Source organism: Cyanobium sp. WAJ14-Wanaka (assembly GCF_024345375.1).
In the GTDB taxonomy this organism is placed as follows: domain Bacteria; phylum Cyanobacteriota; class Cyanobacteriia; order PCC-6307; family Cyanobiaceae; genus Cyanobium_A.
This window is the reverse complement of record NZ_JAGQAZ010000002.1, coordinates 573023-596954: the sequence shown is the minus strand read 5'-3', so window position 1 is coordinate 596954 and position 23932 is coordinate 573023. Positions and strand designations below refer to the sequence as shown.

General features: G+C 61.1%; 25 protein-coding genes and 1 tRNA gene. 11 read left to right on the top strand and 15 right to left on the bottom strand.

The genetic code is table 11. The annotated features are described in order from the left end of the window. Positions 1–3: 3 nt before the first annotated feature. From pth to psbH, 3 genes are read right to left on the bottom strand one after another with little or no spacing between them, the layout of a single operon-like run. A complete protein-coding gene (gene pth, locus KBY49_RS09695; protein ID WP_254934664.1) occupies positions 4–612 on the bottom strand; it encodes an aminoacyl-tRNA hydrolase in 609 nt (202 codons plus the stop codon). A gap of 32 nt (positions 613–644) precedes the next feature. Further along, positions 645–890 (bottom strand): TatA/E family twin arginine-targeting protein translocase, encoded by a 246-nt coding sequence (locus KBY49_RS09690; protein ID WP_254934563.1) that lies wholly within the window; start codon positions 888–890, stop codon positions 645–647. Positions 891–912: 22 nt separating this feature from the next. Continuing rightward, positions 913–1113, bottom strand: coding sequence for a photosystem II reaction center phosphoprotein PsbH (gene psbH / locus KBY49_RS09685; protein ID WP_254934562.1), 201 nt, complete (start codon positions 1111–1113; stop codon positions 913–915). A gap of 112 nt (positions 1114–1225) precedes the next feature. Here psbH and psbN point away from each other — a divergent pair, with 112 nt between their 5' ends. Further along, the gene (gene psbN, locus KBY49_RS09680; protein WP_254934561.1) at positions 1226–1375 is read left to right on the top strand and encodes a photosystem II reaction center protein PsbN; all 150 of its coding nucleotides are present in this window, start codon (positions 1226–1228) and stop codon (positions 1373–1375) included. Here psbN and KBY49_RS09675 read toward each other — a convergent pair. Continuing rightward, on the bottom strand, positions 1363–4257 hold the full coding sequence (locus tag KBY49_RS09675; RefSeq protein WP_254934560.1) for a glycoside hydrolase family 38 C-terminal domain-containing protein: 2895 nt from the start codon (positions 4255–4257) through the stop codon (positions 1363–1365). The two genes, psbN and KBY49_RS09675, sit on opposite strands and share 13 nt — an antisense overlap. Positions 4258–4425: 168 nt before the next feature. Between KBY49_RS09675 and KBY49_RS09670 the strand changes: the two genes are divergently transcribed. Further along, positions 4426–4545, top strand: a complete 120-nt coding sequence (locus KBY49_RS09670) for a photosystem II reaction center protein I (protein WP_254934559.1) — start codon at positions 4426–4428, stop codon at positions 4543–4545. An 82-nt stretch (positions 4546–4627) separates the two neighbouring features. Further along, positions 4628–7129, top strand: a complete 2502-nt coding sequence (locus KBY49_RS09665) for a DUF3769 domain-containing protein (protein ID WP_254934558.1) — start codon at positions 4628–4630, stop codon at positions 7127–7129. Positions 7130–7142: 13 nt separating this feature from the next. Here the strand turns inward: KBY49_RS09665 and KBY49_RS09660 are convergent, their stop codons facing one another. The 6 genes from KBY49_RS09660 to KBY49_RS09635 all read right to left on the bottom strand — a co-directional run bounded on the left by KBY49_RS09660 (position 7143) and on the right by KBY49_RS09635 (position 13099). Then, the gene (locus KBY49_RS09660; protein ID WP_254934557.1) at positions 7143–7769 is read right to left on the bottom strand and encodes a 3-isopropylmalate dehydratase small subunit 2; all 627 of its coding nucleotides are present in this window, start codon (positions 7767–7769) and stop codon (positions 7143–7145) included. 44 nt (positions 7770–7813) lie between these two features. Further along, entirely contained in the window at positions 7814–9217 is a 1404-nt protein-coding gene (leuC, locus tag KBY49_RS09655) for a 3-isopropylmalate dehydratase large subunit (protein ID WP_254934556.1), read from the bottom strand. 28 nt (positions 9218–9245) lie between these two features. Further along, complete coding sequence (locus KBY49_RS09650; RefSeq protein WP_254934555.1) at positions 9246–10505, bottom strand: competence/damage-inducible protein A; 1260 nt, start codon at positions 10503–10505, stop codon at positions 9246–9248. Beyond that, positions 10495–11580 carry a glycosyltransferase family 4 protein gene (locus tag KBY49_RS09645; protein ID WP_254934554.1) on the bottom strand — a complete coding sequence of 362 codons (1086 nt, stop codon included), beginning with the start codon at positions 11578–11580 and terminating at the stop codon, positions 10495–10497. The genes KBY49_RS09650 and KBY49_RS09645 overlap by 11 nt, the downstream gene beginning before the upstream one ends. Before the next feature lie 6 nt (positions 11581–11586). Beyond that, entirely contained in the window at positions 11587–12876 is a 1290-nt protein-coding gene (gene glyA / locus KBY49_RS09640; RefSeq protein ID WP_254934553.1) for a serine hydroxymethyltransferase, read from the bottom strand. Between the two features lie 149 nt (positions 12877–13025). Further along, positions 13026–13099: transfer RNA gene (locus KBY49_RS09635), tRNA-Arg, on the bottom strand. A gap of 59 nt (positions 13100–13158) precedes the next feature. On the opposite strand from KBY49_RS09635, the gene KBY49_RS09630 reads away from it, so the two are divergent. From KBY49_RS09630 to KBY49_RS09620, 3 genes are read left to right on the top strand one after another with little or no spacing between them, the layout of a single operon-like run. Then, the gene (locus KBY49_RS09630) at positions 13159–13407 is read left to right on the top strand and encodes a hypothetical protein (protein WP_254934552.1); all 249 of its coding nucleotides are present in this window, start codon (positions 13159–13161) and stop codon (positions 13405–13407) included. Beyond that, positions 13404–13694 (top strand): DUF3181 family protein, encoded by a 291-nt coding sequence (locus KBY49_RS09625; RefSeq protein WP_254934551.1) that lies wholly within the window; start codon positions 13404–13406, stop codon positions 13692–13694. Before KBY49_RS09630 ends, KBY49_RS09625 begins: the two co-directional genes overlap by 4 nt. 24 nt (positions 13695–13718) lie before the next feature. Next, entirely contained in the window at positions 13719–13979 is a 261-nt protein-coding gene (locus KBY49_RS09620; RefSeq protein ID WP_254934550.1) for a cytochrome-c oxidase, read from the top strand. Here the strand turns inward: KBY49_RS09620 and murJ are convergent. After that, positions 13968–15581 carry a murein biosynthesis integral membrane protein MurJ gene (gene murJ / locus KBY49_RS09615; protein WP_254934549.1) on the bottom strand — a complete coding sequence of 538 codons (1614 nt, stop codon included), beginning with the start codon at positions 15579–15581 and terminating at the stop codon, positions 13968–13970. The two genes, KBY49_RS09620 and murJ, sit on opposite strands and share 12 nt — an antisense overlap. A gap of 40 nt (positions 15582–15621) precedes the next feature. Here murJ and sfsA point away from each other — a divergent pair, with 40 nt between their 5' ends. The 3 genes from sfsA to KBY49_RS09600 all read left to right on the top strand — a co-directional run bounded on the left by sfsA (position 15622) and on the right by KBY49_RS09600 (position 18356). Continuing rightward, on the top strand, positions 15622–16377 hold the full coding sequence (sfsA, locus tag KBY49_RS09610) for a DNA/RNA nuclease SfsA (protein ID WP_254934548.1): 756 nt from the start codon (positions 15622–15624) through the stop codon (positions 16375–16377). Positions 16378–16403: 26 nt separating this feature from the next. Beyond that, entirely contained in the window at positions 16404–17633 is a 1230-nt protein-coding gene (locus tag KBY49_RS09605) for a 4-hydroxy-3-methylbut-2-enyl diphosphate reductase (RefSeq protein ID WP_254934663.1), read from the top strand. Between the two features lie 90 nt (positions 17634–17723). Next, positions 17724–18356, top strand: a complete 633-nt coding sequence (locus KBY49_RS09600; RefSeq protein ID WP_254934547.1) for a DUF1997 domain-containing protein — start codon at positions 17724–17726, stop codon at positions 18354–18356. Here the strand turns inward: KBY49_RS09600 and KBY49_RS09595 are convergent. Together KBY49_RS09595 and purH are read right to left on the bottom strand one after the other, a co-directional pair. Further along, on the bottom strand, positions 18353–18817 hold the full coding sequence (locus KBY49_RS09595; RefSeq protein ID WP_254934546.1) for a DUF4079 domain-containing protein: 465 nt from the start codon (positions 18815–18817) through the stop codon (positions 18353–18355). The genes KBY49_RS09600 and KBY49_RS09595 overlap by 4 nt on opposite strands. Before the next feature lie 56 nt (positions 18818–18873). Next, positions 18874–20403, bottom strand: a complete 1530-nt coding sequence (gene purH / locus KBY49_RS09590; RefSeq protein ID WP_254934545.1) for a bifunctional phosphoribosylaminoimidazolecarboxamide formyltransferase/IMP cyclohydrolase — start codon at positions 20401–20403, stop codon at positions 18874–18876. Positions 20404–20476: 73 nt separating this feature from the next. On the opposite strand from purH, the gene KBY49_RS09585 reads away from it, so the two are divergent. Next, entirely contained in the window at positions 20477–21139 is a 663-nt protein-coding gene (locus KBY49_RS09585; RefSeq protein WP_254934544.1) for an alpha/beta hydrolase, read from the top strand. Here the strand turns inward: KBY49_RS09585 and KBY49_RS09580 are convergent, their stop codons facing one another. Continuing rightward, positions 21140–21511: a DUF3155 domain-containing protein gene (locus KBY49_RS09580; protein ID WP_254934543.1), complete on the bottom strand. Its 372-nt coding sequence runs from the start codon at positions 21509–21511 to the stop codon at positions 21140–21142. Between the two features lie 428 nt (positions 21512–21939). Here KBY49_RS09580 and KBY49_RS09575 point away from each other — a divergent pair, with 428 nt between their 5' ends. Then, positions 21940–23061, top strand: a complete 1122-nt coding sequence (locus KBY49_RS09575) for a sensor histidine kinase KdpD (RefSeq protein WP_254934542.1) — start codon at positions 21940–21942, stop codon at positions 23059–23061. Here KBY49_RS09575 and cobS read toward each other — a convergent pair. Further along, positions 23033–23824 (bottom strand): adenosylcobinamide-GDP ribazoletransferase, encoded by a 792-nt coding sequence (cobS, locus tag KBY49_RS09570; protein WP_396099755.1) that lies wholly within the window; start codon positions 23822–23824, stop codon positions 23033–23035. The genes KBY49_RS09575 and cobS overlap by 29 nt on opposite strands. Between the last annotated feature and the right edge of the window lie 108 nt (positions 23825–23932).

Below are 23932 nucleotides of genomic sequence, written 5' to 3'. Positions count from 1 at the left end.
CAATCAGGTTGCGGCCTCTTCTGGCTTGAAACTGTTCAAACGATTGCCAGCCCGCTCGAGCCCCAGGCGCAGAATTAAGTCGATGCCACTCTCAACCTCGGCCAACACCGATTTGAGTTGGGGCTGTTCACCTGAGGCAAAGCTGCCCAACACGTGGCCCACGGTGCGCTCTTTGCGCTCAATGGGGTTGAGGGCAGGGGCCCCAATGCCAATGCGTAGCCGGGGAAAATCCTGGGTGCCCAGGTGGCTGATCGTGCTGCGTAAACCGTTGTGACCGCCTGCACTACCGCTGGCGCGCAGGCGCAATTTGCCCAGGGGTAGGTCTATGTCGTCGACCAGCACCAACAACTGCCCAGGCTTCAGGCCAAACCAATCGAGGGCAGCACGAATCGAGCGGCCGCTCTCGTTCATGTAGGTCTGGGGCATCAACAACCTCAAGCGCCTATTTCCCTGGCCCACTTCAGCCAGGAGGCCGTGCAACTTGGCCTGATTACGAAAGCTAGCCTTTGCCGCTGCCGCCAACTGCTCAAGGGCCATGAAGCCCACGTTGTGGCGAGTGCCGGCATATTTGCTGCCCGGATTACCCAGGCCCACAACCAGCTGTAAAGCCAGGGCTGGCGACTCAGGATTCAAGGCCACTCCCGTCAGGCCGCGGGCGGCTCTTCGATAACCGGCTCTGGCATAGGAACGGGCAGTTGAACTGGGGCTTCAGTTTCAGGATTCATGGCACCACGGAACTCCTTCTCAAATTCCGAGGAGGCCGATTGAAATCCCTTCAGGGTTTTGCCCAGGGTCTTACCCAGCTCAGGCAGGCGCTTCGGTCCAAACACCAGCAACCCAATGGCAGCAATAACTGCCATTTCGGGTAATCCGATGCCAAAAAAATTCATGGAGCTGGGGGGTGATTGGAGCTCAGCCGAAGCCGTTCCAGTTCACGTTGATGCCTTCCAGCAGCAGCGACTTGTTGTACAGCTGCAGGATCACCAGCAGAAACACTAGGAAAAGCACCATAAAGATTCCCATCACCGGGGTGGTGCCCCAACCCGGCACAACCTTGCCGTACTCGGAATTTAGGGGGCGGAGCAGATTTCCGAGGCGGGTCCGTTGGGCCATGGCTGCTAGGTCCTCTCGCTCAAAGAATTGCTCTAGCTACTGTAAGGGCCTCGCTGGCTCCGATGCGTTGGGCTGTCGAGACTTGTGACGCAATTCGCCAGGTAAACGCCCCATGGACCCCGCCGCTACTGGCTCACCTGCCCTTTCCATAGCCATGGCCGTTTTGGCCGTACTGCTTGCCCTGACTGGCTTTGGCGTCTACACGGCCTTTGGCCCTCCGTCGAAGCAACTGACCGATCCCTTTGACGATCACGAAGATTGAGTTGGTCCTACCAACCAAAAACCCAGGGTCCAGGGTTTGAGTTCAACTGAGAGCTTTTGGGGCGATTGCTGATCCAGGCCGTCCAACCGCGCCAAAAGCGTCCAATCGGCCCCCAAATCCAATTGGCGGCGACCTGGCGAGCTGTTTTGAACAGCCACTAGCAGCTCGCCGGGGCCTGAACCGGCCCTGCAACTAACCAGCTGGAGACCATCCCCCAGGGGTGGCAAGCCCGGCTGAGTAGCGCGGCCAGGGATTGGGGATTCGGCGGGCCTGAGCCAGAGGGGCTCCCGAAACCGGATTGCCTGCTGCGGCACTTGATCCTGTTGCCAATGGCCAGGGCAGGGCATTAGCGCCAGGCGTAGGCGCTGATATCCGTTGTCTGCGCCTGGATCAGGCCAGGTGGGGGCCCGAAGTAGCGAAACCCCAAGGGCTCCAGGGGCAGCAGACACCCCCTGGGGGCCATCGAGCAACACGGCCAAGCCCCCCTGGCCAGGCACCGATGCCAGCCAACTGATCACGGGCACTTCCCAGCGGGCCAGTTCGCGGGGGGTGATGGCCTCGGCAGGGCGCTCCAAAATGCCCCCACTGGTGTCGGCTGCCCAGCGCTGGGCAGGCTGCAACAGGGGTATCTCCAGGCGCAGCAGTTCATGGCGGGCTCGCCAGTCGACCTGCAGCAGCAGCTCAACCCAGCTCGATCCAGCCCGCAGGCGCACCTCCAGACGCACGGAGCTGTCGCCGCAGTAGCCCCGTTGCACAAAGCTGCAACAAAGGGGCCCCTGTTCAGTCAGTACCGGACCTTCCTGCCAAGCCCATGGCAGGGGATGCTCGCGGTAATCGGCTGCCAAATCCCAGGCATCCCAGAACTCACCGGAATCGCCAAAGCGCTGCCAAGCCAGGGGGGCGGCCAACTGGTGGACCCCGTCGGCACCCCAGAGCTGAACAAGCCCCCCAGCTCCCACTTCCAGGCCCACCAGGCCGTTATCTACCCGCCAGCGGCCCTGGCTGTTGGAATCGCCAGCGCGCCCGGGCAGGGTTTCCAGCTCCACCGGATGGCTGATCCCGGCAAGACCTGCAGCCGGTGCTGGCTGGGCACCCAGTTGGCGTTGCAGGGGCTGGGCCACCACCCCCGCCAGAGAAGGCAGCTGAACCCAACTGGCCCCGCCCCTGGCGGACTGCTGGGGCAACCGTTGACCGTGGCAACTCCACTGGCCTGGTGGCAAACGCAGCACGGCCGCCTGGGGCGCCAGGGGCTGGAGTTGGGCGACCCACCAATGCTGGCTGGACTCACTCTGCGGGTCGGCTTGCGGGTGCCTGCCGCCAGCCAACCAGGCCTGCAGGGCCCAATCCCGTTGCTGCCTGGCCTGGCGGCGGGCCTGGCGCCATTGGGGCTCGGCCTGCTCAAAGACCTCAGGAATAGATGTGCCCGGCAGGATGTCGTGAAACTGCTGGAACAGCAGCACCCGCCAATCGATAGCGGCCGATGCCTTTGTGGCGGCGGGCAAGCTGGCCCCGGCGAGGCCAGTCGCCAGCTCAGCCTCCCGAAGCAGGCGTTCGAGGCTGCGGTTATGCCGCTTCTGATCCGGCCGACTGGTGGCGCAGCCCCGATGCAACTCCAGGTAGAGCTCATCGCGCCAAACCGGCAGGCCCTCCTTGGCGGTCGCCAACCCGTCCAAATAGGTCCGCAGGCTGCCCTGGTGCTGCTGCACCGCCTCCCCTTGCTGGTGCCACAACTCCAGCTGCTCGAGCATTTCAGCGGTGGGGCCGCCGCCGTGGTCGCCCACGCCCGGTAACCAAAGGGCCTGGGGAGAACCCGTGGCAGCTGTCCACTCCAGGCGATAGCGCTCCATCGCCACAGGGTCGCCGTCGGTCCCAATCGGAGCCGTCATTAGGGCGAGGACCTCAGCCCCACAGCGGCCACGCCAGCGGAACAGCCTGTGGGGGAAGGGATTGGTGGCATTCCAGAACAACTTGTGGGTGCAAAACCAGCGCACCCCTGTGGCCTGGGCCACCGCTGGCAGCCCCGCCCCAAAGCCAAAGCTGTCCGGCAGCCAGGCCAACCCGTGCTCCAGCTGGGGGAAGGTACGGCGGCTGTAGTGCTGGCCAAGCTGGAATTGACGCAGCAGCGAGGCCGTGCTGATCAGCACGCAATCACTCTCCACCCAAGGGCCATTGATCGGCTCGAATCGCCCCGCCGCCACCGCCTCGAGCAGCTGGCCAAAGAGATCGGGGCGGCCCTGCTCCAGCCAGGCGTAGAGGGCTGGGGTGGAATGGGCGAAATGGAGCTCTGGAAATCGCTCCATCAGCGACAACACTGAGGCGAAGGTACGTTCGGCGGCCTGCCAGGTGTCGGCCACTGGCCACAGCCAGGCCAAATCGAGGTGGGCATGGCCCAGCACGTGAAAACGGGCATTGGCGGCTGGCTCAGAACCATGCCGACGCAGGTCGGCCAGGGCCTGCTTTGTTTCCAGCAAGAGACCCTGGGGATCAGCAGGGTCCTTGGGCTCCAAGACCAGCGCACTGGCGATCAGGGCCCCGTCGTCGTGCAGGGGGCTGCGCAGGCGCAGTTCCAAAGCCAAGGGGGTCCCTTGCCACCAACTGGCCGGCAGGGGCCAGCGGCAGGCGGTATCGAACAGGTCACCACCATGGACAAGGCGGCCATCCACCCAGAGTTCTGCCTGGTCAGCCCACCAACGCAGGGTGAGCCTGGCGATGGCCTGGTCAGCAAGCCCCCGCCAGGCCTCAGGGCAGACCAACTCCAGCCTGAGCTGATGCCATTGGCCTCCCCTGGGCCAAATCACCAGGCCCCGGGCCTGCCAATCGGGGCGATGCTGCCCGCCCCAGGGGTGTTGCAGGGCAGCGGCTTCGGAGCCATCGGGCTGCATACAGCCCCAAAGGGACTGGAGGTCCCAGCTGAAACGTGACTGAAACGTTTCAATCCGCTGGGTCTGAGGTGCACCAGGGGCCTCTGGCATCGTTGGATAGCAAGCCAAGTCCCATAGGATGATGCGGCTGCCCAGGGGCTGCCGCCCGTCTCCACCCAAGACCGAACCATGCTGGCTCTCAAGATCTCGGTTTATTCGGTCGTCTTCTTATTTATTGGGATTTTCGTGTTTGGCTTCCTAGCCAGCGATCCCAGCCGCACCCCCAGCCGCAAGGACCTCGAGGATTGAATCGGCGGCCTGCGGTGCTGGGGGCTTGTTCCCCTAAATGCCTGTGGCATGATCACGGGCTCCTAAACCCGTTAAGCCCGACGTGCGTGGCCTGCAAGATCCAGCTGCGCCGTTAAGGGGCTTTCTTTTGGGTTCGCTCGTCGCCGTACTGCCCTCAGCTCAGGTGTGGGCGGCGCCAAAAATGGCAATTCCAATGCCGGGCTCGGCAAACACCAGCCAGGGATCCACCAGTCCAAGTAAGCAACCAGCTACAGAGCCAATTACCCCGGGCCAAGGGCAGGGTTTTGTGATCATCCGTGCCGACAAACAGGGATTTGACGGACAGCTAAATCGCTACGTAGCCACGGGCAAGGTTCGACTGCAATTCAACGGCTGGACCCTGCTGGCAGATCGGCTGGAAGTTGAGGAGAAAAGCCGCAGCTTCTATGCCACAGGGCAAGTGCGACTGCGTAAAGGAGACCAGTATCTCCAAGCCAGCAGCATTCGCTATAGCTATTGGGAAGGGATCGGTGAGCTTGAAGACGTCTACGGAGTTATTGACCAAGACACGCTCAAAGCAGATACTTCACTGTCCGAAGCGCCTGATACCGCTAGAACCACAGCAGCCGCTGATATTCCTTTTGTCTGTCCGCCACTACAGGCAACTGGCAAATCAACCGCCATCAGCCTTATACCGCCAGGCAGGGTCAACCTGCCAAGCATGGCTGCAGGAGCGGGCTGCCCAGGCAGCCAGGGCGGGGCAAGACCAAAGCGAATGCAAGAAGCCCTGGAGCAGGTGGCCTTTAAGCAAGGGGCCTATGAAGAACCAGCACTTGTCAACCAGAAAGCCGAAACCAATTCCTCGGAGGGCTATGCAGGCAATGAAATCAACCAGCGGGTGCGCAATGTGCAATATCAACGCAGCTTCAACACCGGGATCAAGGTCAATTTTTCAGGGCTAATCGGCTATACAACTCCCTCAAGCCTTGGTGGCGGTTCAGGCTCTCGCTCTTTTGATAAGTCTAAAGATTTAATCCGCCGCATACGTTTTCAAAGTAGCAATCTAAGAATCAGCAAACAGGTTTGGACCTCGCGTCAAATGGCCTTTACCAACGACCCATTCACGCCAGCCCGCTCCTGGACCATGGCCCGCAATGTGACCGCCGCCATGGCAGCCGATGGCACCACCAAAATCTGGGCACGCAATGGAAACATTATCCTTGAAAATAAGCTTTCTCTGCCAGCTGTTTTCAGCACAACTCTGAATCAGCAAAAGCCAAGTTATGCTTTTGGAGTTGACAATCAAGATCGTGATGGATTTTTCGTTGGCTACAACGTAAAACCCATTCAACTGGGATCTGGCGGCGGCACCCTCAAACTCCAGCCCCAGCTACTTCTAGAAAGGGCTATCAGCGGTCAAAACAGTTCATTTGTAGCCAAGGGAGCCAGCCTGGCCAGCCCGACGGTCACCAAATCCAACACAGCCGCAGACGACTTTGGCTTGATCGCAATTACAAATTTACCGATTAAGAGGTTTAACTTTAATTCTTTTGTGAGCCTGTCGACTCTTAATCCCGAAAATATTCCCTCGGGAACACGCAGCGTAAATCGAATCAGCACACCACTTAAGCTGCCCCTACTGGGAAGTTCCTCAGCAAGTGCCTATGGCAACTACCGAGAGAGAATATACAACGGAAGCCTTGGCCAACAGACCCTTATCTACTCATATGGGCTCGAGATAGGCGGCAGCAACGTGCTCCAAACCCAACGCAGCCAACCATTGGCACTAAAAGAAACTGGCGACATAAGTTTCGCCAATCCTGCGGTAGCTAGCGCCGAATTAGAAAAGAATGATTTTGGCAAATCAACTTCATCAAGCCCATTTTTTCAACCTATTAACTTTAGCTGGAATCTGAGCTCAGGCAATTTTCAAGCAACACTCTTTGATACCGGCGCCCTCGCTACCCTTTGGCGAACGACCGCCTCTGGAACAGTTTCATCCGGGTTTTCTATCTGGAAAGGCAAGGCCCTATCCACCAAAACAAATCCGATAGCAGGCCTTAACTATTCAGCTACGGCAATAACACCAGGACTCAGCGTTGATTTTGGAGCCAGCGGTCTGGCTGCCAACTACGGCGATGGCAGCAATCAAAACACCATCACATTCTTTGGCGGGCCATCCCTGACCCTTGGACATTTTGAAAAGCCCTTTTTTGATTACACCCGCCTTTCTGCATCGATTTCGGGGACCTTCCTGGGGGGGATTAGCCCCTTTGGCTTTGATCGCTCTGTTGATAACCGCACCATTTCATTTGCCGCCAGCCAGCAGATTTATGGACCCCTAGTAGTCGAGGGCGGCGCCACATACAACATCGATCCCAACTCAATTTATTATGGCAATAATTCCTACTCATACATAGAAGTCAAATGGCAACGCCGCTCCTATGAGCTCGGGGTGTATTACAGCCCCTACGATGGCATCGGCGGCATCAGGGTGAAGCTCAACGATTTTGATTTTGATGGCACTGGCGTGCCCTTTGTGCCCACAGCGCCCTCTGCCAGAAAATTTGATGCCTCAATGCCGATTCAGCGGCGGTCAAGCTAAATCAAAAGTCAAGTTATTGAGCAGTGATAAAGCTATTGAGATAGGGCAGCTGATTCGCGACCCTGTTGAGCTCGCGGTCATGGCTAATTAACTGCGAAGTGGCATCCCACTGACCACTCAGCAACATTTGCCTGGCACCAACGGCCAATTGCAGGGGCCATTGCTGAGCTGACGAGCTTGTGGCAACTAAAGCCTCAAGATCAAGGCTGAACTCCTGGGCTGGATCGGCCTTAGCGGCCTCCTGGAGGCTCAAAATCCCAGCATGGTCTGAGGTGAAACAGGGGATGCCCAAGGCCAGGCAATTGCCGTAGAAGATCTCAGCAAAGCTCTCCCCTACAACCGCCCGAATACCCCAGCGCATCAAGGCCTGGGGCGCATGTTCGCGGCTGGAGCCACAACCAAAATTGCGGTTCACAAATAGCAGGCTGGCTCCCTGATGGGCGGAGCGATCGAAGGGATGCTCACCCTTTAGCTCCCCTCGATCATCTGCAAATACCTGCTGCCCCAAACCATCAAAGGTGACGCATTTCAAAAATCGAGCCGGAATAATCCGATCTGTATCGATGTCATCGCCGCAAAGCACCACGGCGCGGCCACTCACATTGCCGATCGGGCCCAGGGGGAAGAGGGGTGCAGACATCACAAATAGGGCAAGGGGAACAGGGAAAAGAGAAACCAGAAGACCTACAACAACTCGCGCACATCACTGACCTTGCCAGCAATTGCAGCTGCGGCCACCATGGCCGGACTCATTAACAGGGTGCGGCCGCTGGCAGAGCCTTGGCGACCCTTGAAATTGCGATTACTGGAGCTAGCGCTGATCTGGCGCCCCTCGAGGCGGTCTGGATTCATGGCCAGACACATCGAACAGCCTGGTTCGCGCCACTCAAATCCAGCCTCCCGAAACACCACATCCAGGCCTGCCGCTTCCGCCGCTAGCGCAACCTGCTCTGAACCTGGCACCACAAAAGCCTTGATTCCTGGCGCCACGTGGCGGCCCTTAGCGATGGCCGCAGCCGCCTCAAGGTCGCTGAGCCGGCCATTGGTACAACTGCCGATAAAACAAACATCAATGGGCAGTCCCACAATTGGCGTTCCTGGATTTAGGTCCATGTAGCGGTAGGCCTCCTCAGCCAGGGGGCGCTCGTCGGCTGGTATTTGCTCCAGGGTTGGCACTGTTTCATTGACGCCTATGCCCTGGCCTGGCGTAATCCCCCAGGTAACCGTGGGAGCAATCGTGCTGGCATCGAAGCGCAGCTCATCGTCGAAGACCGCCTCGGGCCCACTCGCCAAGCTGCTCCACCAGGTAAGGGCCCGACTCCAGGCATCCCCAGTGGGCGCGTAGGGCCTCCCTTCGAGGTAGGCAAAAGTGGTGGCATCGGGGTTCACATAGCCGCAGCGGGCCCCGCCCTCAATCGCCATATTGCAAAGGGTCATGCGCTCCTCCATCGAGAGGGCAGCAATGGCCGGACCCGCAAATTCATAGGCATAGCCCACACCACCCTTCACCCCGAGGCTGCGGATGATGTGCAGCACCAAATCCTTGGCATAGACCCCTGGTTGCAGCTGGCCATCCACCCAAAGGCGCCTCACCTTGAGCTTGCCCATCGCCAGGCTTTGGCTGGCCAACACATCTCGCACCTGGCTCGTGCCAATGCCAAAGGCGATGGCACCAAAGGCGCCGTGGGTGGAGGTATGGGAGTCGCCGCAGGCCACGGTCATGCCGGGCTGGGTTAGGCCCAGCTCGGGGGCGATCACATGGACAATTCCCTGGCGGCCGCTGCCGAGCCCGTGGAGGGTGATGCCGTGCTTAGAGCAGTTGCGCTCCAGGGTGACCAGCATCTCCTCGGCCAGGGAATCGGCGAAGGGCCGGGCCTGGGATGTCGTGGGCACGATGTGGTCAACGGTGGCCACCGTGCGTTCCGGATGGCGCACGCCAAGGCCCAAATCCTGCAGGGCAGCAAATGCCTGGGGACTGGTGACCTCGTGAATCAGGTGCAAACCGATGAATAGCTGGCTCGAACCACCGGGCAGCTCGGCGACCTGGTGCAAATCCCAGACCTTGTCGTAGAGGGTGCCGGAGCTCAAGGTGCAGGGTTCAAGTTGGTACTTAAGCCTAAAAGAGCTGCAGACGCAGCCGATTTAGCGATTCCCCCACCGTGAGGGCCTGGATCAACTGTCGACCATGGCGCTCGCCGAAGCGCAGCAGCTCAGAACTACTCCCCTTTGGCCCAGCAAGGCCGAAATAGACCGTGCCCACTGGCTTATCGGGGCCACCGCCAGCCGGTCCGGCGATGCCTGTCACGGCGACGCCCCAGGTGGCGGATGTGGCGCGGCGGACCCCTTCGGCCATGGCAATGGCCACCGGCGCACTTACGGCGCCATGGCGCTCCAACAATTCCGCAGGCACCCCAAGCAATTCCTGCTTGATGGCATTGGCATAGGCGATCACCCCGCCCAAAAAACCATCGGAGGCCCCTGGCACCGCCGCCAAAGCTGCCCCTAGCCCACCTCCCGTACAACTTTCTGCCACCGCCAAGGTTTCAGCCCGCTGGCGCAATTGTTCGAGCACAACCCAGGCCAAATTCTCCGCATCGGCGCCAAAGCAGTCCAGGCCCGTTCTGAGTTTGATTTCAGCCTCAACAGGCTGCAGCAGCGACCAAGCAGCCAGCTCGGATGCAGCTTTAGCCGTAATCCGCAGCTTTACTTCCCCCGCACTTGCATAGGGCGCCACCGTGGGGTTGGCCAGCTCCAGCAGGTCGGCCATTTGCTCTGCCAGCGCTGATTCACTGACCCCCCAAAAGCGCAGCATCCGGCTCACAAATACCCCCTGGGCCATGCCGCTCGCCTTCAGCCAAGGGGCCGCCGTGGCCCGCCACATCTCCTTCATTTCAGTGGGCACGCCCGGGAAGGTGAGCACCGTGAAGCCGCTCTGGATCCCAGCAGCCGCAGGCGGGCTCCAAATCATGCCGGGGGCGGTACCCGTGGGATTGGCAAGGAGCTGGGCACCTTCAGGTAGCAGGGCCTGCTTGCGATTGCTGGCGGCACCGGGCCTTCCCCTGGAGCTGATTTTGGCTTGGATATCGGCCCAAACCTCGGGCCGCTCGACCAGGCGCGTCCCGAAGGCAGCCGCAATTGCCTCCGTGGTCAGGTCGTCTGGGGTGGGGCCCAAGCCGCCCGTGGTGATCAACAGTTGACAGCGGCTGGCGGCGGCACGCACCGCCCCAATCAGTCGCTCGCGGTTGTCCCCCACCACCTCCTGGCGATGGTGGGGAATCCCCAGGCACGCCAACTGTTCAGCTAGCCAACGGGCGTTGCCGTTGGTGATGTTGCCGAGCAAAAGCTCGGTGCCGATGCAGAGAATTTCAGCGCTCAAGTTTTTGCAGTTGGCGGCGCGAGCGCACCAATACCCAAATCAGGATTGCGGTGGCAAGGGCAAGCCAGAGAAAACGCTGCTCAGCATTGACCAGCACCAGGGCCAGCGCCGCCAACCACTGGGTAAAGGCATATATCAACAACACCGTGCGGCGGTGACTAAGACCGGTGCGCAGCAGCCGGTGGTGCAGGTGGCGCCGGTCGGGATAGAAGGGGGAATGGCCCGAACTCAACCGGCCCATGATCACCGCTGACATATCGACCAGGGGCAGCGAAAGAATCAAGAGCGGCAACAACAAGCTGACGGTGGTAAGTCCCTTGGCGGGCCCCACGATGCTCACCGCGGCCAGGGCAAAGCCGAGGAAATAGGAGCCCCCATCCCCCATGAAAATGCGGGCCGGATTGAAGTTGTGGCGCAAAAAACCCAGACAGGCGCCAGCCAGGGCAGCCGCCAAAAGGCCCGCAGCCGGCTGATTGAGGCTGTAACTGACCGAGAGCAGTCCGACTGCCGCAATGCCACTAACCCCAGCCGCCAAACCATCTAGCCCGTCTAGCCAATTGATTGCGTTGGTGATACCCACCAGCCAAATCACCGTGGCCACCAAGCTCAACCACTCGGGCAGTTGCACCGAAGGAAGGCCACCACCCATGTGGCCAAAGGGCACCTCAATCGTGCCAATGCGCACCCCCTGAAACCACACCAGCGATGAAACTCCCAGCTGCAGAGCTAGTCGAGGTAGGGGCGGCAGGGCAAATAGATCGTCTGCCAGGCCAATCAGGAAAAAGCAAAGGGCCCCAGCCAGGCTGGTCCAAATCAACTGGTCATTGCTGCTGGGCAAATCGGCGAAGCCACCCAGCAACCAGGTCAAAGCCAGGGCGAGGGTGAAGGCAATCACAATTCCCACCCCCCCGAGCCGCACCATCGGGGTGGTGTGCTGCTTGCGGGCATCGGGAAGGTCGGTCAAACCCCAGCGCAAACCCAACTGGCGCACAACTGGCACCACCAGGGCCGTCAAAGCAGCGGCCAGCACAAAGGTGAGCAGGGCAGAGGCGTTCGGGCTGTGGGCGAGGTTCACAGGTATTTAGGCCGCTTGCAGCTGGCGCTGGTTCCCGTAGAGGGGGAAGCGCTCGCAAAGGCTCGCCACCCGCTCACGGCAACGCTGTTCAATCTGGCCATCCTCTGGATTGAGCAGACGGTCAGCAATCACATCGGCCACCTCCTGGAAAGCAACCGCATCGAAGCCCCGGGTTGTCATTGCTGCCGTTCCCAGCCGCAGGCCACTGGTGACGAAAGGGGATTCCGGGTCAAAGGGCACGGTGTTCTTGTTGGCGGTGATGTGCACGTCGCTGACCAACAGGTCGGCGACCTTGCCGGTCATGCCGATGCTGCGCAAATCCACCAGCACGATGTGGTTGTCGGTGCCGCCGCTGACCACCGCAATGCCCCGCTCCTGGAGGCGACTGGCGAGGGCCTGGGCATTGACCACCACCTGCTGGCAATAGGCCCTAAAGCTGGGTTCAAGGGCCTCCGCAAAGGCCACGGCCTTGGCCGCAATCACGTGCTCAAGGGGGCCGCCCTGGGTGCCAGGGAACACCGCCTTATCGAATTGCTTGGCAAACTCAGCATCCCGGCAAAGGATCAGGCCGCCCCGGGGGCCCCGGAGGGTTTTGTGGGTGGTGGTGGTGACCACGTCGCAATGGGGCAGGGGATTTGGATGGACACCGGCCGCCACCAGGCCAGCAATGTGGGCCATATCTGCCAGCAGATAGGCCCCCACCTCATCGGCAATCGCCCGGAAGGCCGCAAAGTCGATGGTGCGTGGGTATGCCGAATAGCCACAGACGATCAGCTTGGGCCTGTGCTCCAGGGCCAACTGGCGAATTGAATCGAAATTGAGCTGCTGGGTTTTGGGATCAACGCCGTAGTGGAAAGCCTTGAACCACTTGCCCGAAACATTTACCGGCGAGCCATGGGTCAGGTGGCCTCCATGGGAGAGGTCCATCCCAAGGATGGTGTCCCCGGGCTTGAGCAGGGCCAGGAAGACCGCGAAGTTGGCCTGGGCCCCACTGTGGGGCTGAACGTTTGCCCAGGCCGCTCCGAACAGCTGCTTGGCCCGCTCAATCGCCAACTCCTCAATGGCATCGACGTGTTCACAGCCGCCGTAGTAGCGCTTACTGGGCAGCCCTTCGGCGTACTTGTTGGTGAGAACCGAGCCCTGGGCCTCCATCACGGCGCGGGAGGCAAAGTTCTCACTGGCAATCAACTCCAGGTGGCTTTGCTGGCGCTGGAGCTCCTTGTTGATCAGGCCAAAAATGGCGGGATCTCCGGCAGCCAGGCTTTGATTGAGGAAGGTGCCACCGGTTTCGGGCATGGATCACAAATTGATTGACCCAGATCGTAAGAAAAAAAGCTGCCTCGGCACCCTTGCGTGGGCAGACTCGGAAACGAATGGACCAATCCAATCTGCCAAAAGCTTGAGCGCTTCTGGTGGAAGGATTGGGTTAATTGAGTGGTGAAAAGCGCGCCTGGAGAGATTCGAACTCCCGACCCTCTGATCCGTAGTCAGATGCTCTAATCCGCTGAGCTACAAGCGCATGGGCCCATTCTCACCGCATGGAGGGCCCATCCGTCAAACCATCCCCCCAAAACAACGATGCCAATCCGCTGGTACGGACCTGCCAATCCCGAAGATCCCACCTACCGGCACTTCGATCGGATTGTGAACTTCACGCTCCATGCCTCCCTGTTTGCCGCCGTAAACAGTGGCCTATGGGTGGTGCAAAACCTGCGCCACCCCTGGAGCCACCTCAATTGGTTCAGCCTGGGCTGGCTGGTGCTTTTGTTGGGGCACGCTGGGATGGTTTTACTGCTGAAGCCAGCCACCCCAACCCCAGAACCATGACCCTGAGCGCTAGCGACCTCCACGACCTCGAACTGGCCCTGGGGGATCGGCTCTACCTACAAATTGCTAACTGGCATCTTTACCTCAAGGACGCCGGCCTGGCCCAGGCCCTGGCGATCGAGTGCTCCGCCCGGCTTGACCAGGGGGCAGAGGTTGCCAGTCGCCAAGCACTTGAAGCCGTGTTGGTACCGGTGGGCGGAGGCGCCACCCGGCTTCCCCTAGCTCGCCTGATTCCGGCGGGTCAACTAAGGGATCTAGAAGAGGTGCTCGAGCCCCTTTGCCGATAGGGTTGCTCCACCTGAACGTGGGCTGTGCTGGTCATCGAGGTCACCAATGCCCAAGAGGTGATGCGCCAGCGGATGGGGCCCGTGGGCAGCCGCCTGCTCGGCAAGATCGTGGATGCAGAAGCCCAGGTGGAAAAAGCCCTTATCCAGGAGATGGAAACGGCTTTTAAGGAATTCGGCATCGAAGCCCGAATTCTCTCGGTGGATGGGCCCAAGGTGCTGGGCAGATCCCATCTCGAGATTCCCCTGCAGGTGCGCGAAGAGCGATTGGTGCGGCTAACCGATTAGGGGGAGCTTTTGGCGCAGCTGACGCACCAGCTGAAGCACCTCAGGCACACCCGCAGCTGCTGCCACCAGCCCATAGACCAATAGGCCCAAAGCACCACTGAATGTGGCCTGGATCAGGCTGCCGACCAAGCCATCGGGCCAGGCCACCAAGCTGGAGCTGGCCCAGGCCGCAGCACCGGCCAGAACCGCTGCGCCAAGCAGCAGGACCGAATCCCTGGCCCATAGCTTCAGGGGCAGGCCACCGAGCTTGATCTGCAGCGCAAGCAGTAGGGCGAGGCAGGTAAATATATTCACGGCCACGGTGGCCAAAACCAGGCCGGGGGCGCCGAAATTGAGCGCGGGCAGCTGCTGGCCCCAGGGGCTGGGTCCCCCGACCAACAGCCAATCAAAAATCACATTGAGCCCAATGCCCGCCACGGAGAGGCGAAAGGGGGTTTGGCCGTCGCCCAGGGCATAAAAAACCCGCACCAGCACATCCCGCCCCAAATAGACCGGCATGCCCACCCCGTAGGCCATCAACAAACTGCCCACCATCAGCGCCGCCTGGTGGTCAAAAGCACCGCGTTCGTAGACAAGGGCCACGATTGGGCCCGCAAGGGCCACAAACAGGGCCCCCAGGGGCAACATGCTGGCGCTGGAGAGCATCAGGCCCTGGCGAATCCGGGCGATCAACTCCGGCCGATCCGCGGGGGCCGTGAGCCTGGCAAACACCGGCAAAAGGGGCACCAACAGGGCATTGGAAAGCAGCCCCAGGGGGGTTTGAACCAGCAAGTTGGCGTAGCCAAGACCCGCCGCCGCCCCAATGATCCCCGAGGCAAAAAACAGATCGGTAAACACATTGATCTGCAACATCCCGGAGGAGAGGGTCGCCGGAGCCATCACCCGGAGCACTTCCTGCACTCCCGCATGCTGCCAATCCCAAACCAGCTGGAACTTGTGGAGACCCTGCTTCGCCAGGGCTGGCAACTGAATCAACCATTGGAAGACGGCCCCCAAGGTGGTGCTCGCGGCCAAAACCACTCCCCCCAACACGGCCTGCTGGGGGAGGGCAATCGCCGGACCAAGTTGCCACCAAAGCAGGCCAAGGCCGCCAATCACGGCCACGCTGGAGAGCAGGGGGCTTACCGAAGGCAGCCAAAAAACATCTGCGGCATTGAGGGCACCAAAGCCCAGGCCAATCAAGCCGGCGAATAAAGCCATCGGCGCCATCCAGCGCAACTCGAGCACCGCAATTGCATGGCGCTCCGCATCAAGGCCTGGCCCCACCAGGGTGATTAGGGGATCTGCAGCTAGCCAAAGGACCACCGTGACGCCAATCAAGCCAGCCCCGACGATCGTGTTGATCGCGGCCAACACATGGGCACCCTCCTGCCGCGGTCGGCGGGCCAGCACGCTCACCATGGCGCTGTGGAAAGGGCCATTGATGCCACCCAGCAGGATCAGTAAAAAGCCCGGCAACACGTAGGCGTAGTTGTATGCGTCGTAGGCCACCCCCACCCCAAATGCAGCCGCAATCACCTGCTGGCGCACAAGCCCGGCCACCTTGCTGAGGGCCGTGGCAACGGCCACGATCAGGGCAATGCGACGTAGGGATCTACTCATGGCCGGCAGTATGGCAAGCATGCCCGGTTGGCTCTAGCCCATGTCCAAAGAGATCCTGCAGCTAGGCCCGTTGGTGGAGGGCACATTGGTGAAGCGCTACAAGCGCTTTATGGCCGATGTGGAGCTGGAGGGGGGCGAGGTTGTAACGGCCCACTGCCCCAACACCGGCCCCATGACGGGGGTTTTGCACCCGGGCGGGCGGGTGCGGCTGCGGCACGATCCCTCCCCCACCCGCAAGCTGGCCTGGACCTGGGAACAGGCCCTCGTGCAGGGCGCCCATGGGAAATCGATCTGGGTGGGGGTCAACACCGCCCTACCCAACCGTCTGGTGCGGGCCACGATCGAGGCGGGTTGCCTGGAGCCCTGGCTGGGCCCTATCGCCGCCATTAGGGCTGAAGTGCCCTACGGGGAAGGGAGGCGCAGCCGCATCGACCTACTCCTAACGCCCGCAGAAAACGCCCCAGATCCCCGGGCCATCTACCTGGAGGTCAAGAACACCACCTGGACCCAGGGCGAGCTGGCCCTCTTCCCAGACACGGTCACCGAGCGGGGTCAAAAACACCTGGTGGAACTAAAGGCCCTCCTGCCAGGGACCCGCGCCGTGCTGGTGCCCTGCCTCAGTAGGTCTGATGTCAGCCGCTTTGCCCCGGGAGATTCGGCCGATCCCCGCTACGGCGAGCTGTTTCGCGAAGCCCTGGCGGCCGGCGTGGAAGTGCTGCCATGCATCTATGACTTCACTGAAGCCAAGATCAGTTGGCTGGGCCTCGCCCAGCTGGAGCAACGCCAGAGCCCATAGAGTTTGTGTATCTCGTGCTGGCAGTTGTGGATACCCGTGCCTTCAAGCGCTCTCTGCACCACTCGGAGCGCTACAACCGCCGGGGCTTCGGCCTGGGCGAAGAGGTGGCCGGCAGCCTCGAGCAGGCCTACCAGAGCGATCTAATTGCATCCCTGCGGAGCAATGGCTATGAGCTGCGGCGGGGCCGCCTGACGGTGCGCCTGGCCGAGGCCTTTGGCTTTTGTTGGGGAGTGGAGAGGGCCGTGGCAATGGCCTACGAAACCCGCCGCCACTATCCGAGTGAACGGATCTGGATCACCAACGAGATCATCCACAACCCTTCGGTGAATGACCATCTGCGCGAGATGGACGTTCAATTCATCCAGGTGGATGCGGGAGAGAAAGATTTCTCCGGGGTCGCCCCAGGTGATGTGGTGATCCTGCCGGCCTTTGGCGCCACGGTGCAGGAAATGCAGCTGCTCAACGAGCGCGGTTGCCACATCGTAGACACCACCTGTCCCTGGGTTTCCAAGGTCTGGAACACCGTGGAGAAGCACAAAAAGCACGACTTCACCTCGATCATCCACGGCAAGGTGAAGCACGAGGAAACCCTCGCCACCTCCTCGTTTGCGGGCATCTACCTGGTGGTGCTCGACATGGCCGAAGCCCAACTGGTTTGCGACTACATCCTCAATGGAGTTGAGGGGCGCCAGGACAGCAACGAGCGCAAGGCCGCGAGGGAGGCTTTTATGGATCGATTTGCCAAGGCTTGTTCACCGGGTTTTGACCCCGACATCGACCTAGTGCGGGTGGGCGTTGCCAACCAGACCACGATGCTAAAAAGCGAAACCGAAGAGATCGGTCGCCTGTTCGAGCGCACGATGCTCAAGCGCTACGGCCCCGCCGAGCTGGGCGAGCACTTCCTGGCCTTCAACACGATCTGTGATGCCACCCAGGAGCGCCAGGACGCCATGTTTGCCCTGGTGGATGAGCCGTTGGATCTGATGGTGGTAATCGGCGGCTACAACTCATCAAATACCACCCACCTCCAGGAAATTGCCGTCAGCCGTGGCATTCGTTCTTTCCACATCGACACCCCTGAACGAATCGGCCCTGACAACTGCATTGAGCACATGCCCCTGGGCGGCCAGATCGAAACCGAAATGCCCTTCCTGCCGGAAGGAGAGATTCGGGTGGGCATAACCTCCGGCGCCTCAACCCCCGACCGGGTGGTGGAAGACATCATTCAGCGCCTGATTCGGCTGACTGGGGAGTAGCAGCCGCTGCCGTTCAATGCCCACCCGGGGCTTTAGATTGCTTGAGGTTCAGCATCCCCGGGGCCCTTAGATCTGCCAGGAGTTTCGACGTTGTCTTCGCTGAAGGCCCCATCCGAGCCGGCCTTACGCCTCAGCCAGGACCCCCGGGTCCGTCGCTATTCGAGCCATTTCGCCGATCTGATGGACATGCTGGCCCCCATCTCGGTGGTGGAGGCCTACCTCGACAGCCATGAGGGCTGGTTCCAGCGCTGTGCGGCCCCAATGGCAGTGCAGCCCCTGGGGCGCCATGGCTACATCCTCACCTTGGGGAGCTTCGGCAACTTTGGCTTTGAAGTGGAGCCCACCATTGGCCTGGAGCTTTTGCCCCAGGCCAATGGGATCTACCGGATTGTCACCGCACCCGTGGCCAACCCCGCTGCCAAGGGCGAAGCTCCAAGCCTGGACGACCTATACGACGTGGAATTCAATGCCTCACTCAAACTCGATGCCCCCGAGTCGCCAGGGCTATGCACCCAAGTGCGCTGGGAGCTCGACCTAAGTGTGTGGATCCAGCTGCCTGGAGTGATCAGCCTCCTGCCGGAAGGCCTGGTGCAGTCGAGTGGTGATCACCTGCTCAAGCAAATCGTCCGCCAGGTCTCCCGCAAACTCACCTGGAAGGTGCAGGAAGACTTTCACGAGAGCAATGGCCTGGCCTGTCCGCCAAGGCGCAAGGCCCAGTTTTAAACAGGCCTTTTTTCCCAAATTTTGGCGACGATCTGCATGCCGCTGACCGCCTGCCAGAGGAAGAAGGTCATCAGGCCCATGTTCAGGCCCACGTGGATCTTGCGGGCAATCAAGTTGCCTTGCTGGATCAACGGGGTCAGGGAGGCCGCGGTAGCCACCATGCAGGTCATGGTGATCCCCACCAGCAGGTGGGGTCCCACAAACAACTTGCCGTTATTCAGGTAGGTGACAGCCATGCCGCCGAAGGTGCCCACCACCATCACCACCAAGACCAGGCTGCCAATTTGAAAATGGCGCTTGGCAAATTGGCCCTTGAGCAGCTCCTTGCGGGCCTCAGGTGTGCCGGTACGGGTGCGCTTGGCCTTGATGCCCAAAAACATCCCATAGCCAGAAAGTGCCAGCAGGGCCCACATCAATAGGGGATGCAGGAAGTTGAGGCTGTAGCTAAGCGTTTCAGGCATGGCTGCTAGGGGGTATTTGGTAATGCCAAGGGCGATCGAGTGAAGCTACAGGGGCATCAATGCAGGAAATGGCGGCGACCCGTCACAACCATGGCTAGTCCCAGGGCATTGCAGGCCGCGATCGAATCGGCATCTCGCACGCTACCGCCGGGCTGAATAACGGCCGTAATGCCATGGCTGGCAGCCAATCGCACGGTGTCGTCGAAGGGAAAAAATCCATCGCTTGCCAGCACGGCTCCCTTGGCCTTTTCAGCCGCTGCCTCGAGAGCTAATTTGGCCGATCCGACCCGATTCATCTGGCCTGCGCCAATGCCCAGGCTCTGCCCCGACTTCGCCACGGTGATGGCATTGGATCGCACATGGCGCACTAGCCGCCAGGCAAAGCGCAGATCTTGCATTTCTTCGCTGCTGGGTTGGCGCTCACTGACCACCTGCCAGCCGCCCTCATCCACCGGCTGATCATCGAACTCCTGCACAAGCACCCCACCAAGGATGCTGCGCAATTGCTGGCGCGGGGCCTGGCCAATCGCCTCTGGGCTGAGTTCGAGCAGCCGCAGGTTGGCCTTTGCCGCCAGGTGGGTCCTGGCCTCGGCGCCAAAAACTGGAGCCACCACACATTCCAAAAACAGACTGGTGAGCTGTTCAGCTGCCACCAGATCCACCGAGGTGTTGAGGGCGACGATGCCACCAAAGGCCGACAGCCGATCGGCATCTAGGGCCCTGGTCAAGGCCTCGGCCGTGCCGAGGCCGGTGGCGACACCACAGGGATTGGTGTGTTTGAGCACAACTGCAGCACTTTGGGCCCCGGGGCCGTAGCCAAATTCCCGCACGGTGGCCAGGGCTGCTTCGAGATCGATCAAGTTGTTGTAGCTGAGCTCCTTGCCCTGCAACTGGCTGGCACCACCCCAGCCAATGGCAGGGGCGCTATACCAGGTGGCGCCTTGGTGCGGGTTTTCGCCGTAGCGCAGCGACTGCCTGGCGGGCAGCTCCAATTTCAAGCTGGGAGCGGCTTGGGTCCCTAGCCAGCTGCTAATTGCCCCGTCGTAGCTAGCGGTGTGCTGGAAGGCCTCAAGGGCCAATTGGCGACGTAGCTCGTTGCCAATGCCATTGGCCGCCAAGGCTGCCAAAAAGGCTGGGTATTGGCTGGGGCTGGTGAGCACCGCCACATCGGCGTGGTTTTTGGCCGCTGCCCGCACCATGGCCGGACCACCAATATCAATGTTTTCGATGGCAGTTTCAAAAGAAACCGAAGGATCGGCGATGGTTTCCCGGAAGGGATAGAGGTTCACCACCACCACATCGATGGGGTCGATGCCCTGGGCAGCCAAATCAGCCTGATGGGAGGGCTCAGAGCGCTTGGCCAAGATGCCGCCATGGATGCGGGGGTGCAGGGTTTTGACCCTGCCGCCAAGGATTTCAGGAGCCCCGGTGTGCTCTGCCACCTTGGTCACCGGCAGCCCAGCTGCCTGGAGAGCAGCAGCGGTGCCGCCACTGGAAATCAATCGATAGCCCGCCGCCAAAAGGCCTTCGGCCAAGGGCACCAGACCCTCTTTATTGGAGACACTGAGAAGGGCCGTGGGCGCCATGGCTGCAGCTGGGCTGGTTGAAAGGCCAACCTAAGCAGTGGCTATCACCCAACCCCTCCACCGCCGAAGCTCCATGGCTGACGAATTCCCGCCCACCGCTCCAGCAGCCGCTCCAGGGGCCACTCCAGCCGCCGGAGAGCTGCGCTTGGGCCCTTCAGGCACGGGCAAGCGCCTAGTGCTGCTCCATGGCTGGGGCGCCGATGCCGACGACCTCTTGGAACTGGGCCCAATGCTGGTGGGAGCTGGGGTGGAAATCGTGGCCTTGCAGGCCCCCTGGCCCCACCCTGCGGGCAGCGGTAGGCAGTGGTACGACCTGCAGCAGAGCGAATGGCCCCAGTTACCCGAAGCCCGGCTTGCCCTGCGCACGCGCCTAGAACAACTGGGCCGGGAAACGCCCCTGGAGAACACCTTGGTGCTGGGTTTTTCCCAGGGAGCAGCCATGGCCATCGATGTGATCAGCTCCGATGGGGGCCTGCCCTGTGCGGGGCTGATCGGCTGTAGCGGCTACCCCCACCCCCAATGGCAACCCAATGCAGCCAAACCCAGCGCCGTGTTGCTAACCCATGGCATCCACGATCCCGTGGTGCCATTCGCAGCCAGTAAAGCCCTGCAGAAGCAATTGGAGGAGGGCGGCCACCTGAGCCAGCTACTGCGGTTCGAAGGCGGCCACACAATTGATCAGGGGCTATTTCCGGCCATGCGCGACTTCATTGCCGCGCAATGGCCACAGTCCTGATCAAACGAAGGCGTACTCGTACTCCTCCATTTCTTCCCAATCATCGGCAGCCAGGGCCTCAATACCTTCGAAGAGAACCTCTTCTCCAATCCGATCAACAATTTCCCGAAGGGAAGGGAAAAGGAAATGATTTTCCTCAGCGTATTGGGCGCTGAAAAGGCCCTTTTCACCCCAGAAGAATCGATCGGTGGTGTGCTCATTGCGACGCACATTGAGGATTGCTGGCGGTACCAACACCTCCTCGGCGATGAAGCGACGGGCCGCTGTCACCGGTTTGTGGGAGCCCGTTTCTAAATGAAAGGTGGCTACATGGGCCAAAACCCTTTGGCCAGCCAACCGACGGCGGCTGATGCGCTTGCGCTTCTTAGACATGGAACGGCTCCGGAACAGGAGCAAAGAGTGGGGACAAGAAGGGATCAGGGGGAAACAGTCGAGGGCTGCGAAAAGACCAAGTTGGTCAGATCCACAGAGACCGTGACTCAGCAAGCCGAGGGATGAACCCGGCGGCGGCGCCCAACCATCTGTCGTCCATGAGGGTCTGCAGGCCTTGGGAGGTCAGCGACTCTGCAATTCGCCCATTCGAATTGCAAGAACAGCTAGAGGAGTGGTCGTCGAAAGACTGAACTACATCTGCTGTAGCCTGATTACACGAAATGTGCAACTCGGCTGTCACAACTGTGGCCTGCTGCCCGCTCGCGGACCGCGAAGTATTGGTCGATACGAAGATCTTAAGACTTTTTTCTGGATTTCCCCAAAATCCCGAAAACTTTTTTTGTACGCCGTCCAGCTGAGCGCGTCAAATGCAAGTCTCCACGCGCTTTTTGAGCCTGCTCCACTTCCAGTTGGCCCAGTTCGCTGACCGCAGCGATGTCAGCTCCCTAGTGGTTTACGTGACCCAGCCAGGCGATGGCGGGCCTCCCTCTCTGGTACCTATCGGCCAATGGCCCCGCGATGGCAGAGCCCTGCCCACGGTTGCTGCAGATAGCCCCCTACGGATGCCAGCCGAGGGAAGGCGCTGGTTACCCCTGCGCCAGGAGCAGATTTTGCTTGGCGCCATCCAAGTGGAAACCAACACCCTCCCCTGGCCCGACGGACTCAGCCAAAGGCTGCAGGCGGTGGCCCTCTGTCTTACCGAAGCGCTTTGCCTGGATCTCGACCAGAAGCGCCTAGCCGAGAGCCTGCATCAGCAGCAGGAGCAACTGGCCCTGTTGGTACACCAGCTGCGCAACCCCCTCGCCGCCCTGCGCACCTTTGGCCAACTGCTGCTGCGTCGACTCGAGCAGGACAGCCTGAATAGACCACTGGTGGAGGGGCTTCTGGCCGAAGAGCGCCAACTCAATCGCTATGTCGAAGCGATCGACGAACTGCAAGGGATGGAGGCCCTGCCAGCCGCGGGCAACCTGGCCCACCCCCTGCTGCTGCCCCCCACCCTCAGTGGCGCCGAAGGGCAACCCCTCGCTGATCTACTAATCCCCCTTTTGCAAAGGGCCTCGGCCACCGCAGCCCTGCAACAGAGGGCCTGGCATCCACCCGAGCACCTACCCGACTGGTGTGGGGACAGTGGCAGTGCGGCAGAGGTGCTCGCCAACCTGCTGGAAAATGCCTTCCGCTACAGCCAAAGCCAAGCCCCCATAGGTCTCTATTGCCAAAAAACCGAGGCCGGTAGCTGGCTGATCAGCGTTTGGGATGGCGGTGAGCCAATTGCCAATAGCGAAAGGGAGGCCATCTTTGGGCGGGGCTTTCGGGGCCAGGCTGGCCAAAAGCTGCCGGGCACCGGGGTCGGCCTGGCCCTAGCCAGGGATCTGGCCAGGAGCCTGGGGGGCGATTTAGTGCTGCTGCCATCGCCGGCCGCCCTGGATCCCGCCCTACCGGCCAGGGGCAACGCCTTTCAGCTCAGCCTGCCAGCCCCAACAACAGCCTGATCAACAGGCCACAAAGCAGCAGGGCCAGGGCTTCGCTCCATTCCACGCAGGCGCCATAGCTGTCGCCGCTGTGGCCGCCCAGGCGGCGGCCCAACCAAAGCGGCACCAGCAGAGCCGGCACGCCAGCAAGCAGTCCCATCCAGAGCAGGGGTGCTGCCACCCCTGCTACCAGCAGGCCCGCCAGCAGCAAACCAGCCGCCACCAGGGCCGGTCCCAACTCCCTGGGCAAGCCAAGCCAATGGCTGCGATGGAAGGCGGCGCTGCCGCCCTCGGGCCGCAGGTAAGCAAAGGCCGCCATGGCAAATAGGGGAGACACCCGGCCCCACAGGGCAGCCCAAAGCAGGGCCACCGGTGCTGCCTGGGCCAGGCAGGCGAAAGCGGCAACCTTCAGCAGCAGCAACAAGACCATTGCCTGCACGCCAGAGGCCCCCACCCGGCTGTCTTGCATCGCCTCCAGGGCCCGCCGGGGGCCAGCGGCCAGGCCATCGGCCGTATCCATGGCGCCGTCCAGGTGCAGCCCCCCCGTGAGTAGCACCCCCAGGGCAATCACCAAGGGCACCTGGGCCGCCAGCGGCAGCCAGGCGGCAGTGAGCCACCAAAAAGAGGCCTGAACCAGGCCCAAAACCAGTCCGACAAGGGGGGCAAAACGGGCAATCCGTTCAAAACGCGGCTCAACCCCAGGCCAGGCAGGTAATACGGAATAGAAAACCCAAGCCCCTGCCCCATCGCGGATCCCGCCCTTCAAGCGCGTTTTCAAGGGCATGGGCTTTGCAGGTGTAAATGAGAAAGGCCAGTGGATATGGCAGGTGGTTAAGGCAAGACAGCAACTGTTTTCCCTTGCCTGCAAGTCTTAGCTTCGAACAAGCACCCA

Excerpts from the sequence above, each read along its gene's own strand:
- KBY49_RS09690 (WP_254934563.1), bottom strand. The coding sequence starts at position 890 with ATGAATTTTTTTGGCATCGGATTACCCGAAATGGCAGTTATTGCTGCC.
- psbH (WP_254934562.1), bottom strand. The coding sequence starts at position 1,113 with ATGGCCCAACGGACCCGCCTCGGAAATCTGCTCCGCCCCCTAAATTCC.
- psbN (WP_254934561.1), top strand. The coding sequence starts at position 1,226 with ATGGACCCCGCCGCTACTGGCTCACCTGCCCTTTCCATAGCCATGGCC.
- KBY49_RS09675 (WP_254934560.1), bottom strand. The coding sequence starts at position 4,257 with ATGCAGCCCGATGGCTCCGAAGCCGCTGCCCTGCAACACCCCTGGGGC.
- KBY49_RS09670 (WP_254934559.1), top strand. The coding sequence starts at position 4,426 with ATGCTGGCTCTCAAGATCTCGGTTTATTCGGTCGTCTTCTTATTTATT.
- KBY49_RS09660 (WP_254934557.1), bottom strand. The coding sequence starts at position 7,769 with ATGTCTGCACCCCTCTTCCCCCTGGGCCCGATCGGCAATGTGAGTGGC.
- glyA (WP_254934553.1), bottom strand. The coding sequence starts at position 12,876 with ATGCCCGAAACCGGTGGCACCTTCCTCAATCAAAGCCTGGCTGCCGGA.
- KBY49_RS09630 (WP_254934552.1), top strand. The coding sequence starts at position 13,159 with ATGCCAATCCGCTGGTACGGACCTGCCAATCCCGAAGATCCCACCTAC.
- KBY49_RS09625 (WP_254934551.1), top strand. The coding sequence starts at position 13,404 with ATGACCCTGAGCGCTAGCGACCTCCACGACCTCGAACTGGCCCTGGGG.
- murJ (WP_254934549.1), bottom strand. The coding sequence starts at position 15,581 with ATGAGTAGATCCCTACGTCGCATTGCCCTGATCGTGGCCGTTGCCACG.
- sfsA (WP_254934548.1), top strand. The coding sequence starts at position 15,622 with ATGTCCAAAGAGATCCTGCAGCTAGGCCCGTTGGTGGAGGGCACATTG.
- KBY49_RS09595 (WP_254934546.1), bottom strand. The coding sequence starts at position 18,817 with ATGCCTGAAACGCTTAGCTACAGCCTCAACTTCCTGCATCCCCTATTG.
- purH (WP_254934545.1), bottom strand. The coding sequence starts at position 20,403 with ATGGCGCCCACGGCCCTTCTCAGTGTCTCCAATAAAGAGGGTCTGGTG.
- KBY49_RS09585 (WP_254934544.1), top strand. The coding sequence starts at position 20,477 with ATGGCTGACGAATTCCCGCCCACCGCTCCAGCAGCCGCTCCAGGGGCC.
- KBY49_RS09580 (WP_254934543.1), bottom strand. The coding sequence starts at position 21,511 with ATGTCTAAGAAGCGCAAGCGCATCAGCCGCCGTCGGTTGGCTGGCCAA.
- KBY49_RS09575 (WP_254934542.1), top strand. The coding sequence starts at position 21,940 with ATGCAAGTCTCCACGCGCTTTTTGAGCCTGCTCCACTTCCAGTTGGCC.
- cobS (WP_396099755.1), bottom strand. The coding sequence starts at position 23,824 with ATGCCCTTGAAAACGCGCTTGAAGGGCGGGATCCGCGATGGGGCAGGG.